15 protein-coding genes are annotated in these 13,335 nt (G+C 68.3%); 6 read left to right on the top strand and 9 right to left on the bottom strand.

Annotated elements, in window-relative coordinates; translation table 11 throughout:
* The first annotated feature begins 80 nt into the window (after window positions 1–80).
* The gene (locus MXA07_RS06355) at window positions 81–515 is read left to right on the top strand and encodes a DUF5807 family protein (RefSeq protein WP_247731206.1); all 435 of its coding nucleotides are present in this window, start codon (window positions 81–83) and stop codon (window positions 513–515) included.
* A gap of 132 nt (window positions 516–647) precedes the next feature.
* On the top strand, window positions 648–2,543 hold the full coding sequence (locus MXA07_RS06360) for a S9 family peptidase (protein WP_247731207.1): 1,896 nt from the start codon (window positions 648–650) through the stop codon (window positions 2,541–2,543).
* Between the two features lie 97 nt (window positions 2,544–2,640).
* Here MXA07_RS06360 and MXA07_RS06365 read toward each other — a convergent pair whose 3' ends face one another.
* The 4 genes from MXA07_RS06365 to MXA07_RS06380 all read right to left on the bottom strand — a co-directional run bounded on the left by MXA07_RS06365 (window position 2,641) and on the right by MXA07_RS06380 (window position 5,315).
* Window positions 2,641–3,042 (bottom strand): PIN domain-containing protein, encoded by a 402-nt coding sequence (locus MXA07_RS06365; RefSeq protein ID WP_247731208.1) that lies wholly within the window; start codon window positions 3,040–3,042, stop codon window positions 2,641–2,643.
* A 3-nt stretch (window positions 3,043–3,045) separates the two neighbouring features.
* Complete coding sequence (locus MXA07_RS06370; protein WP_247731209.1) at window positions 3,046–3,270, bottom strand: antitoxin VapB family protein; 225 nt, start codon at window positions 3,268–3,270, stop codon at window positions 3,046–3,048.
* 172 nt (window positions 3,271–3,442) lie between these two features.
* Window positions 3,443–4,663: a DHH family phosphoesterase gene (locus MXA07_RS06375; protein WP_247731210.1), complete on the bottom strand. Its 1,221-nt coding sequence runs from the start codon at window positions 4,661–4,663 to the stop codon at window positions 3,443–3,445.
* Window positions 4,664–4,871: 208 nt separating this feature from the next.
* Window positions 4,872–5,315 (bottom strand): universal stress protein, encoded by a 444-nt coding sequence (locus MXA07_RS06380; RefSeq protein ID WP_247731211.1) that lies wholly within the window; start codon window positions 5,313–5,315, stop codon window positions 4,872–4,874.
* A gap of 131 nt (window positions 5,316–5,446) precedes the next feature.
* Here MXA07_RS06380 and MXA07_RS06385 point away from each other — a divergent pair, with 131 nt between their 5' ends.
* Window positions 5,447–5,896 carry a universal stress protein gene (locus MXA07_RS06385; protein ID WP_247731212.1) on the top strand — a complete coding sequence of 150 codons (450 nt, stop codon included), beginning with the start codon at window positions 5,447–5,449 and terminating at the stop codon, window positions 5,894–5,896.
* A 38-nt stretch (window positions 5,897–5,934) separates the two neighbouring features.
* Here MXA07_RS06385 and MXA07_RS06390 read toward each other — a convergent pair whose 3' ends face one another.
* The 4 genes from MXA07_RS06390 to MXA07_RS06405 all read right to left on the bottom strand — a co-directional run bounded on the left by MXA07_RS06390 (window position 5,935) and on the right by MXA07_RS06405 (window position 10,550).
* Window positions 5,935–7,875, bottom strand: coding sequence for an MBL fold metallo-hydrolase (locus tag MXA07_RS06390; RefSeq protein ID WP_247731213.1), 1,941 nt, complete (start codon window positions 7,873–7,875; stop codon window positions 5,935–5,937).
* Window positions 7,876–8,143: 268 nt separating this feature from the next.
* Window positions 8,144–8,728 carry a GNAT family N-acetyltransferase gene (locus MXA07_RS06395; RefSeq protein WP_247731214.1) on the bottom strand — a complete coding sequence of 195 codons (585 nt, stop codon included), beginning with the start codon at window positions 8,726–8,728 and terminating at the stop codon, window positions 8,144–8,146.
* A gap of 2 nt (window positions 8,729–8,730) precedes the next feature.
* Window positions 8,731–9,099: a universal stress protein gene (locus tag MXA07_RS06400; RefSeq protein WP_247731215.1), complete on the bottom strand. Its 369-nt coding sequence runs from the start codon at window positions 9,097–9,099 to the stop codon at window positions 8,731–8,733.
* A 236-nt stretch (window positions 9,100–9,335) separates the two neighbouring features.
* Window positions 9,336–10,550 carry a hypothetical protein gene (locus MXA07_RS06405; protein WP_247731216.1) on the bottom strand — a complete coding sequence of 405 codons (1,215 nt, stop codon included), beginning with the start codon at window positions 10,548–10,550 and terminating at the stop codon, window positions 9,336–9,338.
* 184 nt (window positions 10,551–10,734) lie between these two features.
* Here MXA07_RS06405 and sod point away from each other — a divergent pair, with 184 nt between their 5' ends.
* From sod to MXA07_RS06420, 3 genes are all read left to right on the top strand, one after another.
* Window positions 10,735–11,337 carry a superoxide dismutase gene (gene sod / locus MXA07_RS06410; protein ID WP_247731217.1) on the top strand — a complete coding sequence of 201 codons (603 nt, stop codon included), beginning with the start codon at window positions 10,735–10,737 and terminating at the stop codon, window positions 11,335–11,337.
* A gap of 130 nt (window positions 11,338–11,467) precedes the next feature.
* Window positions 11,468–11,860 carry an SHOCT domain-containing protein gene (locus MXA07_RS06415; protein WP_247731218.1) on the top strand — a complete coding sequence of 131 codons (393 nt, stop codon included), beginning with the start codon at window positions 11,468–11,470 and terminating at the stop codon, window positions 11,858–11,860.
* A 100-nt stretch (window positions 11,861–11,960) separates the two neighbouring features.
* Entirely contained in the window at window positions 11,961–12,950 is a 990-nt protein-coding gene (locus tag MXA07_RS06420; protein WP_247731219.1) for a PH domain-containing protein, read from the top strand.
* Window positions 12,951–12,991: 41 nt separating this feature from the next.
* Here MXA07_RS06420 and MXA07_RS06425 read toward each other — a convergent pair whose 3' ends face one another.
* Window positions 12,992–13,183, bottom strand: a complete 192-nt coding sequence (locus MXA07_RS06425; protein WP_247731220.1) for a hypothetical protein — start codon at window positions 13,181–13,183, stop codon at window positions 12,992–12,994.
* Between the last annotated feature and the right edge of the window lie 152 nt (window positions 13,184–13,335).

The following is a 13,335-nucleotide window of genomic DNA, read 5'->3' on the forward strand; positions in this document are numbered from 1 at the left end:
CGGCGTCGACACCGTTCGTCCTCGCCCCCTGCCGGACGGATGACGCGTGCTTTTTCCGCGTCGGGAACCCAGTCCTCAGTATGCCAACCGACCGCGAGGAATTTCTGGCGGGCGACCGGCCCGACGACGTCGTCATCTACATCACCGACGACGCGATCGACGACGCGACGAAACTCGAGACGTACGGCGAACGGGTCGACGAGGGAACGCTGCTGGTCATCGAGGGCGAGAACGGCCGCAACGCATTTCGGGCGGCGACCGGCATCGACGCGATGGCCTTCGCGAAGGAGGCGATGGGCACCGACGGCGAGATCGGTGGCGACCTGACCGACGGCACCTGCCCGGAGGCGGGCGACGGGGACGACCACGACTTGCAGTTCGTCTTCGCGTTCTCGGAGGCGCAGAACGAGGACGTCGGCGGGCTCTACGCCGAGGGCGACGTCGTCCACGCCTACGCCCGGTGTGACTGCGGGACGGCCTACGCGGACAAGTGGGTCGTCGCGGAATCCGCCTGACGGGCCCGCCGGGCCTTGCGTCGACGATCGAGCGGTCGGCTCGATCGGCGGTGTTCTCCAAAGCGGTCAAACGTGTTTATCACGAATCAGTTGGCCTTAACTGTTAACTCGACACCGTCGCAACCCAGCCGCATGTCATCCGAAGAGTCGCCGGCCGTCGACCCGGCGATGCTGGCTCGATTACCCGAGTTCTATCATCCGGCCGTCTCGCCGGACGGCTCGCAGGTCGCCTTCTACTACGACGCGCACGGCCGGAACGACCTCTACCTACTCGAGACGGAGACCGGTCGCTACGAGCGAGTCACCGACGGCGAGGCCCCGCGGAGCGCGCGCTGGCACGTCCGCTGGGGCCGGGACGGCGAAACCGTCTACTTCCACCACGACGACGCTGGCGACGAGCAAAACGACATCCTCGCCTGGACGCGTGCGGGAGTCGAGACGGTCGTCGATGTCGACGGGCAGGCCAGCTTCAGTGACACGACGCGGGACGGGGCGTCGATCCTGTACGCTAGCGACGCGGGCGAGCAGCTGAATCTCTATCGCTACGATACGGACAGCGGCGAACGCGCCCGGCTCACCGCGTACGACCGGCCGACGCGGGGTGGCCGCTTCGGTCCGGACGACGAGCGGATCACGTACGTCACCAACGAGTCCGACGCCCTCGAGAACCGCGACGTCTACGTGATGGACGCCGACGGGAGTGAGAAGCGTCGACTCGGCATCGGGGAGGAGGGGTCCGAAGCGAGCGTTACCGCCTGGTTTCCGGACGGCGACCGACTGCTCGTCTCGGATAACGCCGACGACCTTCGCCGGGCCGGGATCTACGACCTGACGACGGACGAAATCGAGTGGCTCGGCGCCCACGAAGCCGAGGAAACCCCCGCGGCGATCTCGCCGAACGGCCGGTTCGTCCTCGTCTCGCGCAAGCGCCGGGGTGCGACGATGCCGGTCTGTTACGACCGTCGGACGGGCGAGTCGCGCGAACTCGACGTGGCCGACGGCGTCGCCCGAATCCCAGGGGGGCGCGACGCCGCGTTCGTCGACGAGACGACCGTCGTTTTCTCTCACTCCCGCCCCGACGCCCGCAAGGAACTCTACGCCTACGACCTGGACACCGACGAGTACGACGTCTTGCTCGAGGCCGCCTACGAGGGCGTCCCAGCGGGCAGCGAGGGGAGCCGCGCCTCACCTGACGGTCGGAGTGACACGGACCGCGTCTCCCCTGACTCCTTCGTCGACGCCGAGTACGTCACCTACGAGAGCGAGGACGGGCTCGAAATCGGCGGGCTCCTGTACGATCCGCGGGCGGGCCCGGCAGTGGCCGACGACGCCGCCGACGTCCCGGCGGTCGTCGTGGTCCACGGCGGTCCCCACGCTCGCTCCTCGAAGGCCTTCTCCCTGACAGCCCAGGTTCTCGCCACTCGCGGCTACGCGGTATTCATGCCCAACTACCGCGGGTCGACCGGGCGCGGGCGCGCGTTCAAGCAGGCCATCCACGGCGACTGGGGCGGGAAGGAACAGGCGGACATCGCGGCCGCCGGGCGCTGGCTCGGAGCCCGCGAGTGGATCGATGCCGATCGCATCGCGGTCTACGGCGGCAGTTACGGCGGCTACTCCGTCTACACGCAACTGACGCGGTATCCCACCCTGTGGACGACGGGGATCGCCTCGGTCGGCATCACGGACTTGCACGCCCTCTACGAGGAGAGCATGCCCCACTTCCAGCACAGCCTCCGCGAGCAACTCGGCGACCCGGACGAGAACGAGGCCCTGTGGCGCGAGCGCAGCCCCATCGAGCACGTCGAGCGCATGGAACGGCCGATCTACATCGTCCACGGCGTCAACGATCCGCGCTGCCCGATCTCGCAGGCCCGGCTCTTCCGGAACGCGCTCGAAGATCGGGGCTGGGTCGAGGGCGAAGACTTCGAGTACACGGAGCTCGGCGAAGAGGGTCACGGCTCGACCGACATGGCACAGAAGGTCGAGAAATTCCGCCTGCTGGAGGACTACCTCGATCGGCGACTGTAGGGCCGGATACTGGTCGAACCCGAACCGGCAAGGGAGGCGGGTCCGGTATCCCGCAGCTTCCCAGACCGTTCTGACTGCGGAGACGCTGTATGCGTGCTCACGTCGGGTCGTACGCGACGACGTCGACCCGCTCTCGAACGGGATCGAGCAGGAGCGTCTCGTCGCCCGTCGCGAAGGGTCCGCCGGCCTCGTCGGACGCTGCGAGTAACACGGCGTCGACGAACCCGAGTTCCACGCCGTCAGCTTTCACCGATTCCTGGAGCCGTGCCGCCCGTAGCGCGGTCTCGTCGGTGATGGGAAGGACTTCGAATCCGCGCGTCGCCTCGTATACATCGTCGATCGACCCGCGGGGACGACCGTAGAGCGCTCCCATATAGGCCTCGAACACCGCGAGGCTCGGAACGGCCCACGGGTGATCCTCCCACTCTTCGAGAAACGATTTTGCGGCCGGCACCCCGTCCAGATAGTCGGCGAGCAGCGAGTTGTCGAAACAGAGCATCCCCTACGTCTCCTTTCGACTGGTACCGTCTCGAAGTTCGTCCTCGAACTGCGTCCGGACGGCCTCCATCTCCTCGGCGGCCCTGGTTTCCGACAGCGCGCCGAAGCCACGCCACTTGTCGCTGGTCGTGAGGCGGGTGACGAGGTCGTCGAAGGACTCGTCAGAGCGCTTGAGATCGCGCAGTCGCTCCCAATTCTCCTCCGAGATACGAATTGTCTTGCTCGTCATGCACGTTTGTATACGCCTTGTATACAAGATTCTTCGGGTGCGTCCGATCGCAAGCGGATTCGTGACGGCGACGAGGAGTAGCGGACGGTCCGCGGAAACGATTAATTCGACAGGGCGGCCCGTTCAGACGCCCGGTCCGACTGTACCGTACGCCACGGGCGTCCGTGCGCACTCACTCGGCGTCAGTCTCGCCGTCGGCGACGACGTTCTCGAACGCCTGCAGAATCACGCGCTTGGTGACGGCGCCGCGGGTCGTCCAGTGAGTCGCGTAGTCGAGCATGTCGTCGTAGATGTCGGGTTTGCAGCCGGCGGCCTTCGGGTGGCCGCCGCCGCCCACGCGGCCGGCGACCTCGTGACAGCGCTCGAACGTCTCGGTGCCGCGGATCGAGGCGCTGCCGGCGGGTTTGACGATCACCGCGGCGTCGGCGCCCCGCTCGCGCAGCCCCTCCGCGACCTCGTTCTGCGAGCACCGGCCGTACGTGACGCCGACGGTGTAGGGGCCGACGTCGTGGAACTCCGCGCGGTCGATTGCGAACTCGATCAGGCGCTCCTTCTCGACGCGCTGCTCCGCGAGAAAGTCCTGGACCCACGCGGGAAGGTCCGCACCGTACTCGCGGACGACCTCGACGTACTCGCCGGGATCGGCCCAGTACGCGTAGTCCGCGAGGTCGTCGCTCCGCGGATCCTCGCGGATCCAGAGGTCGTGATCCCGCGTCGCCGCCACGAGGTCGACGTGACGGTCGACGAAGGCGTACTCGAGCGAGCGCGCGACCACGTCGGCGCTACACTCGGCCTCCGAGTCGCCGACGACGAGCTCGACGCCCGCGTCGCGAACGGCGGCGGCGACGTCGTCGTCCCACTGGTGGTGGTCGAACCAGCGGACGGACGACGCGACGTTCACGGCGGCGTCGAGTTCCGCCTCGACGTACTCGTAGCGATCCGGCGCCAGGTCGCACACGAAGAGGTCGATCCCCGGCTGGGCCGTCCCCGCGACGCGGCCGAGCGCGTCCTCGACGTCGTGCGGACTCGCCGGGACGAGGACGACCTCGTGCGGTCCCGGCTCCGGGACGTCGATCGCGTCGTCGAGCTCGGCGGCGGCGGCCGATTCGCTCTCGTCGGCAGTCCCCTCGTCGCGCGCGTCCGGTTCGTCACCGTCGGTCGGCGGGTCTGGCAGGACGAGGGCGTCGCCGTAGGCCTCGCGGAGCAGCGCCACGCAGGCGAGGCCGTCGGCGTCGGGGTCGGCCACGACGACCGCCTCGGCGTCGGCCACGGCGGCTTCGATGCGCTCGGCTTCGAGGTCGTCCTCGACGTCGTCGGGGAGAAAGAAGCCGGCGCCGGGGAGCAGGCTCCGCCGGACCGGATCGAGGTCGCTCGTGTCGAATACGTCGTCCATGGACCGCGTTCGAGGGGGAGCGGGAAGAACCCGCCGATCCGTCGCGTCGATCCGGATTCGACGGTACGGCCGGCCGGTTCCGACGTCGCAGCCGACCCGGACGGAGTGATACTGATCCAACCCGAACGGACCGACGTCGCGCCCGAAATCGACGGACCGACGCTGGTCCGACCCGGTCACCGTCGATCGAATGCGACGCCGTCGACGCTCACGTGGAGGCCTCGCCGTCTTCCAGCTGGCGCACGGTGAGGACGGGAACGGACGCGCTTCGAACGAGGTGCTCCGCGACGCTGCCGAGCAGCGGCCGGTGCTCGCCGTGGCGGCCGCGGGTGCCCGAGACGAGCAGGTCGGCGTCGACCTCGCGCGCGTAGCTGCGAATCTCGGTTTCCGGCCGTCCCTCCCGGATCGCCGTCGTGATCGCGGGATCGTCGGCCCGCGAGGAGAAGCGGTCAAGCGCCGCCTCCGCCTGGCTCTCGAGCGCGACGCGATACTCGTCGCGAAGCGTCTCCGGCGCCGTCTCGACCTCGGTCGTGTCGATCACGGTCACGGCGTGGACCTCCGCGTCGAACCGGTCGGCGACGTCGAGGCCGACGTCGATCGCTCGCTGGACGCTCTCCGATCCGTCCGTCGCGACGACCACGCGGTCGAACATGCCCGGTGCTTCGAAGCGGACCGACATAAGTCCCGCCGACGCGACCGGCGGCGGGGTCGAACGTCCACGGGTCGAACGGCCGCCGCCCGTCGGAGTGAGGTTTTTTGCCCGCGCCCGACAGACGCTGGGACATGGACGACTCCCTCGCGGTCGAGACGGTCCTGGCGCCGGTCGACGGTAGCGACGCGTCGACGTCGGCCATCGACTGTGCGATCGAACTCGCAGAGCGCTACGACGCGTCCGTCCACGCGCTGTTCGTCCTCGGTCGCGAACTGATGCTCGGCATCGACGCCGACGCCGTCGACGAGGATACCGTCGCCGAGTCCGTCCAGACCTACCTCGCGGACGTTCGCACCCACGCCGAGCGCGAGGGCGTTCCGGTGACGTCCTCGACCGTCCACGGCTTCTCGCCGGCCCAGTTGACCCACCATCCCGGCAGCGTCGTCCTCGACGCGGCCGACGAGATCCACGCCGACTTCATCGTCCTCCCACAGACCCGCGTCGACGAGCCCGCGACCGTCCTCGAACGGGTCGCCGAGTACGTCCTCGGCTACGCGAGCCAGCCCGTACTCTCGGTGTGAGATCGGTTTCGGAGGGATCGCCGGACGACTGTCAGTCGTTACTCGACCGACGGATCAGTCCCCGTCTCCCGATCGCGCTGGATCCGGACCGTGAGGATCTCGCCCGGTTCCAGCTCGACGTCCTCGAGCGGTTTGAGTACCCGGTCCGGACCGCCGCCGAGGACGCGAGCCGGCAGCCGCTCGCCGTCGAGTCGCCGCTCGATCGATTCGAGTCGGTCGAGCACCTCGATCGAGAGGGGCTCGGTCGGGAGCGCGTCGGCTCCTTCCGCGGACTCCCCCGGGCCCGCTCTCGAGGTCCCCACGGAGAGCGGGATGCCACCGTCACCCACGGTAACGAAACTGGATTCGGTCTCGGCCGAAAGCCACGCCGCCACGTCGGCGCGTCCGGCCGTCTCCGCGTCCGAACGCCGCTCCGGGGCGTGCCCGCCGTCTGGATCGCCGTCCGGGACGAAGCCATCGCCCGAATCGACGGCATCGGTCTCCCCGTCGCCTCCGTCGTAGCGGATCGGAAGCGGGCTCGAACCGGGCGCGTCCGAACTGGCCGCCCCCGAACCGGCCGCCCCGCCGTAGGGATCCGCGATCGGACCGGCGAACGCTGCGGCGAGCGAATCGAGATCGAGTCCTTCGGCCGCGAGATCGACCGGGCCGGGATCGAGCGGGGGCAGCGATTCGGCGCGTTCGACCCCGGGTTCCTGGAGCCGTTCGCGACGCCCGCTTCTGATCGAGCGGACGGCGGCTTCGCTGATCCAGGGCGGTTCGAGCCACTCGCCGTCGGCGTAGAGCCGGTGGACCGCCTCGTCGCCGCTCCCCCAGACGAAACAGTGATCCAGATCCCGCTGAAAGCGCTTCATCGTCGACCGACCGGCGTGCTTGACGATCACCTGCTGTGGAACGAGCGCTTCGACGACGGACAGGACGGTCTCGCGCGTCGGGTGGTTGCCGAGATCGAACGTCCGCGTCGTGCAGCCGCCCCGCGGGGCGTCCGGCGGATCGCCGCCTGCCGTCTGAACGAACAGCGCGCCCGAATCGGCCGCGATCGCGTCGAAGAGCCGCTCGGCGCTCCCGCGGGTGGGGCTCGCGGGGCCGGCGACCGTGACCGTTCCCGGTTCGAGCACCTCGGCGGGGTCGTCGAAAACGGGCCACGGTTCGAGTCGGCCGTCCGCGAGCAGGGCGTCGAGTTCCCAGCGGTCGCCAGGGACTTCGTCGCGGAGGGCTTCGAGCAGTTTCGCGGTCTGGCCGACGACGCGGATCCGAAGCGTGCGTCCGAGGCGATCGGCGACCGCGCCCAGAACCGTGGCCAGATGGACGCCGGAGAGCGAACCGCCGGCGAGGACGACTCGCGAGCCGGCGAAGGCCCGTTCGAGGACCGTCCTGACGGCCGTCCGGAGGGTAGATTCGTACGAGTCGTTCGTCGCCACGTTGCAGAGGAGCGCGTCGACCTCGAACGGGTAGGCGGTCGGGAAGCCGGGAAATCCGCCGCAGGGACGTCGCGAGAAGTCACCGGTGACGAGCAGGTGGTGCTCGCTCGCGATGGCGCCGGCGTCGTCCGTCACCCGAACGGCAAAGCCCGTCGCACCCGGCGCGTGGCCGGCGGGGACGGGTCTGACGGCCACCTCGGGCAGGACGTCGGTCCAGTCCGCGATCGGCTCGAGCGCGTCGAGTGCATCCTCGACGGGACCGACGTTCGAGTCCTTTCGCGCCTCGGGCAGCGCCCGTTCGAGGACCGCCGCGGTCGCCGGTGCAGCGTAGACGGATGCACCGTGGACGACGTTGCGGGCGAGCGAGCGGTAGTGGTCGATGTGGGCGTGCGTGAGCAGGATCGCCGTCAGGTACTCGTCCTCGTCGAGCATGGCTTCGACGTCGACGCCGTCCCCCGCGTCGACGAGCACGCAGGCCCGCCTCCCATCAGCCGCGGTGAACCGAAGCAGCGTCGACTCGTTGCCCCGGGTGACGTTCGCGTGCTGATAGGAAATTTGCATACGTTTTCCTTCGTTCATCCACGGTAAAAATAGTATCTATCAAAGGAATGTTAGAACGGCCCGAGGAAGAAATAAATAAATTGAAATGACCGTGGAACGGGGGTGGCGCCCCCTCCGTTGTCGAGACGGCACCGTCGGCGCTCCCGGGGCATCGTCCGGGAAGTTGGGGGCAGCGATCGTGGGACGACGCTGGCCGTGGACCGGTCGTCGGTCGCGGCACCGTCGTCGGCCGCAGAAGCGACGTCGGCACTGCCCATCGCCGACTTCCTCACCGCTCTCCGTCGAGGCGGATCGCCATCTCCAGGTCGAAACTCTCGCGGCCGACCGTTTCGAAGCCCGTCCGTTCGTAGAGCGTGATGGCCGCGCTGTTCCATCGTTCGACGGTGAGCCAGACGTGCTCGATTCCGCGCGTTTCGGCTTCGCCCAGCAGGTGCGCGAGCAGTTCGGTCCCCACGCCGGCGCCCTGGTACGCTCGCAGCACGAAGATCGCCAGTTCCCACTCGTGATCGCCGGGGTCGGTGCCCTCCGGATCGTCGGTGTCCGGCACCAGGACGGCGTGGCCCACGTACGGCGGGGCGTCGTCGCTCGAAACCGGCCGGACGCCGACGTTCACGCCGTCGTCGACGAGCGGCGCGAGCCACTCGCGGATGCGGTCCTCGCCGGTCGGCGGGATGCCCTGCGCGCGATCGGCCGGGTGAAAGCGGTCGTACATCGCCGTCAGCGCGTCGGTCACTGCCGCGTCGCTATCGAGGGCCTCGACCTGCATGCGTCGACCCTCGTCGTCGACGAACGTCGCCGGCGGTGCGGGAAACGGGTCGGCCGGCTCGTCCGGGTAGCGTCGTGTCAGTTGCATCGTCACCGCACCAGTTTGACCGTCATCGAGGCGTTGAGCAGGACGAACTCCGTGATCGGGCCGAGTCGAATCTTGCCCATCGGCGTCTCCGTCCCGCCGCCGATGACCACCTGGTCGAAGGCCTCGGACTCGGCCAGCTCGACCAGCGCGGGCCCCGGCTCGCCGTCCAGCCGTCGCACCTCGGCGTCGAGGCCGGCCGAGTCGACCGCCGACCTGGCCGTCTCGAGCATCTCGTCGGCGCTTCGCGGCGAGTCGCGGTTCTCGAGGACGGCGATCACGAGGTCGTCGCCGATCGTCGCGGCGCGATCGACCGTCTCCGCCAGGGCCCGGATCGACTCGTCGGTCCCACCGAGACCCAGCAATACGTCCATACCGTCCGTTCGCCCGAGACCGGGAAAATATTTGTGGAGCGACCGATCGATCCGTCCGCCCTGCTCGCACGTCGACGGGCGGGCGGTCCCTGGCCCGACGCCGATCACGCCGCGAGGCGGTGGCGGGACCGTAGTCCTCGCGCCAAGAAGCGATGCCGGGATCGTAGTCCGTGCGCTACGAGGCGGTGCCGGGTGTGTACCTATCACGCTCCGAGACGGTGTCGGAACCGCGCTCATCAGTCGACGAGATCGAACGCGACGGCGATCGAGTCGGCCCCCTCGACCGACCAGAACCGGAAGCGATACCGGCCCGTCTGGAGGTCGGGACAGACCGACAGCTCGCCGGCTCGCACCGAGTCGGCGACGACGCCCGACTCGTCGAACGCGAACGACCACTCGTACCCGTCGCCCGGCTGGTGAGCGTAGGCCTCGTCGGTGTACCCGAACCCGTCACCGTCGGCGACCCCCCGCACGTCCTGCCAGCCCGCGGCCGTTTGCACCTCGAAGTTGTACTTCGCGGCGTTCCCGGCGTGTAGTTCCCGGTTCGAGACGTTTCGCAGGACGATCTCGACCGCGTCGCCGCGCTCGAACGCGAGGGCATCGTCGGCGTCCGCGTCGGAGGAATCGACCGCGGGGTTCACGACCCGCATCGCGTACAGCGGCCGGCCGTCCTCGTCGACGGTCTCGCCGTACACTGTCTCGTCGTCGCCCGTGGACGGCAATCGCTCGAACGTCTCGTCCGGACACGACAGCGCGTCGGGGATTGCAGGCGGATCGCCGGAGGGCCGGACGAATCCGGGCAGGTCCGACGGCGAGACGATCCCGCGGACCGAGTTCTCGGTGCTCGCCTCGCCCCAACCGTCGACGATCTCGAACTGCGCGATCGACGGGAGGTCGGCGTCGCCATCGTCGGGCGTAATCCGGACGACGGCGGCCGGATAGCTGATCAACTGGCCGCAGGCCTCGTTCGCCCCGCTCGTATCGATCGCTTCGACGGTGCCCGCGATGACCTCGCGCTCCCCGCCGAGGCGATCGATCGTCGCGGTCTCGACGCGCACGTCGGCGACGGCGACCTCGGTGTAGCAGGTGTTCGGAGCGACGGTCTCGACGTAGCAGACGACCGAACTGTCGAAGTCTGTCGCTTCGAGCCACGACCGCAGGTCGTCCCGTCGCTCCGAGGACCCGCCACCCTCGAACCGGCCGTGCCACGGTCTGTCTCTCGACGAGTCGACCACCGTCACCGCACCGCGCCGGTCGTCGTCGCGATACCAGATCGGTCGCTCCCCCGTCGCGCCAAGCTGGAAGACGTCGACCGTCAGATCGCTCCCGTCGCCCCCGTCATCGCCACCGTCGCCGCTTCCGGACGAGAAGTCGCTCAAACAGCCGGCGAGCGAGACGCCGAGACCGCCGGCACCGTAGCGGAGGACGGATCGTCGATCGAGCGCGTTCATAGCACCACGTACGTCCCCGGCACTTATCTCGCCTTCTCACGGTGAAAGACTCGTTGTACCTACGGCAACCCGCGCAGATCGCTCTCTGCGGTGTTATTCTGTCGACGTGCTATTGATTGAACGCCAACAAATATCGATTTCAGGAATCGCTTTTCCGGGTGTCGGACCACAGTTCGAACGTCGCATGACCGACTACGAACTGCCACCGCTGCCGTACGACTACGACGCACTGGAACCGCACCTCTCCGAACAGGTCCTGACCTGGCACCACGACACCCACCACCAGGGCTACGTCGACGGCTGGAACGCCGCCGACGAAACCCTGGCCGAAAACCGCGAATCGGGTGACGTCTCCGATTCCTCCGGCGCGATCCGAAACGTGACTCACAACGGGTCGGGCCACATCCTGCACGACCTCTTCTGGCAGAACATGTCCCCCGAGGGCGGCGATGAGCCCGCTGGCGCCCTGGCGGATCGCATCGCGGCCGATTTCGGCTCGTACGAGGCCTGGAAGGCCGAGTTCGAGGCCGCGGCCGGCGACGCGGGCGGCTGGGCGCTGCTCGTCTACGACAGCTTCTCGAACCAGCTCCGCAACGTCGTCGTAGACAAGCACGACCAGGGAGCCCTCTGGGGTGCGCACCCGATCCTCGCTCTGGACGTCTGGGAACACTCCTACTACTACGATTACGGTCCCGCTCGCGGCGACTTCGTCGACGCCTTCTTCGCCGTCGTCGACTGGGACGAGCCGGCGCGGCGCTACGACCAGGCCGTCGACCGGTTCGAATAACGCTTCGGCTCGGAGAGCGCGCGATCGGGCGACGCTGACTTGTTTGCGACCGGACCAGCACTGAGACAGCTGCCATCGGACCGGCGCTGAGACACTCGCGTTTTTATGCCAGGGGCTTGAAGGGTCGACTATGGGTTCGACGGACGACGGCGGCGAGTTCAGCCTGATGGAACTGTTCGTCGTCAAGTTCGTTCTCGCGGACGTCATCATCATCGCCGCTCTGGTCTTTGCCGGCCCGCTCTACGCGCTGGCCATCACGGCGCTGCTCGTGCTGAGCGTCGTCCTCGTCTGGTATCTCACCGAGCACGTCGGGTCGAGCGACGAGACGGCGGTCGACGAGGCCGAGCGGACGGCGGCCGCGATCGAGGCGGTCGATCCGGTGACGACGCTCCAGGAGCGCTACGCCAGCGGCGACCTCTCGGAGGACGAGTTCGAGCGCCGCCTCGATCGGCTGCTGGACGCCGACGAGCGCGCCGCCGACGCCGACGTAGAGACGAAGCAACTCTCACTCGAACGCGAGTAGCGGCGGCCGGGACCCACCGGTGACCGCCGGAATCGACGGCGACGCGGGTGGTCCGTCAAAGTACCAACCTATTTGTTCCGGGCCCTCGAAGCCACAGGTAATGAGCGTCACCCGCGAATCCGGCCTCGATATCGACGTCGACGGTCGTCCGGACGTCGGCTGGACGACGGGTATCGGCGTCTACGTCGGGATCGTCGTCGCGACGGTCGGCGGGACGATCGCCACCGCGGCGGGCGTCAGTTTCCCGACGGTCGTCGGCAGCCTCTCGACGGCCTTCACGTTCGGCCTCATCGGCGGCGCCCTCGCCGCGCGGCGCGCGAACGCCCTCCCGGTACGCTTCGCGCGCGACTGGCGCTGGCTCGCCGCCCCGTTCGTCGTGCCGGCCGGTCTCGCCCTCCTGACGGGTGGCATCCTCCGGTCCGGCGTCGTCGACACCGCGGCGATCACGAGCAGCCTCGGCGCGGTCGGGTCGGGACTGTTCGCCCTCGCGCTCACGAACATGGCCCGGACGCGCTACGCCCGACTCATGGCCCCGAACGAGCCGATCGCGGCGGCCGACTTCGTCTCGGCTACCCAGCCCAGAAACTTCGCCGCCTTCGGCCTCCTCGTGCTGGGTCTGCAAGGGATACTGCTGCCCGCGGTCGATTATCTCAGCTTTCACCTCTCGTTCATGGGTGTCGCGTTCCTCCTCATGGGCTATTGGATGCACGAGAGCCTCCGACCGGCGGACGAACCGGGCCTGGCATCGCGCGTTCCCCCGATCCGCTGGCTCAGTCGTATTCTGCCGTTTACGAAGCGTCGATCCGTCCTCGGTTCAACGTTCGAGTACGATCCGTACTCGTTCGAACCCGCCGGAACGAGTGAACTCAGAGTCCACGAAGAGGGACTCGTCCTCCGCCAGCCGCTGCGGCGTCGGTTCGTCCCCTGGAGCGACGTCGAGGACGTGACGCTGACCGAGACGGAACTGCGTATCGAGCGCTCCGGAATCCGGAACCTGCGGTGTCACCGCGAGGTCATCGATGACGCCGTGAGCGTCCGCGACGCGATCGACTCGGCGAGACAGCGCGCGCGAGAAACCGTTTCCGAGTGACGGCAGCTCTTCGCTCGAATTCCACCACACGGTGACGTCGCTCACTGTTCGGGTTCAGACTCGAGCGGGCGGACCAGATCGAGCGTCACTACCAGACCGAGATAGATCCCCGCGACGAGCGCCAGGACGGCCGGGTCGATGTCGGACAGCACGAACTGTACCACGGCGAGAATCGCGAGCACGATCGCCGTATTGACGAGGTGATACCGCAGTCGGATCGACGACAGGTCCATACCCGTCCGTGGGCCGGCCGACTCATGACGGTTTGGCCCGCAACTAGCCGGGCCGTCGCTGCACTGTCGATCGTCGGGTACCAGTCCGTTTCGATTAGTGCGTGCGGAAGATACCGCTTGAATTTCACACTCTGTTGAAAACGATGCCCGGT

The organism is Halovivax limisalsi, assembly GCF_023093535.1.
Classification (GTDB): Archaea; Halobacteriota; Halobacteria; order Halobacteriales; family Natrialbaceae; genus Halovivax; species Halovivax limisalsi.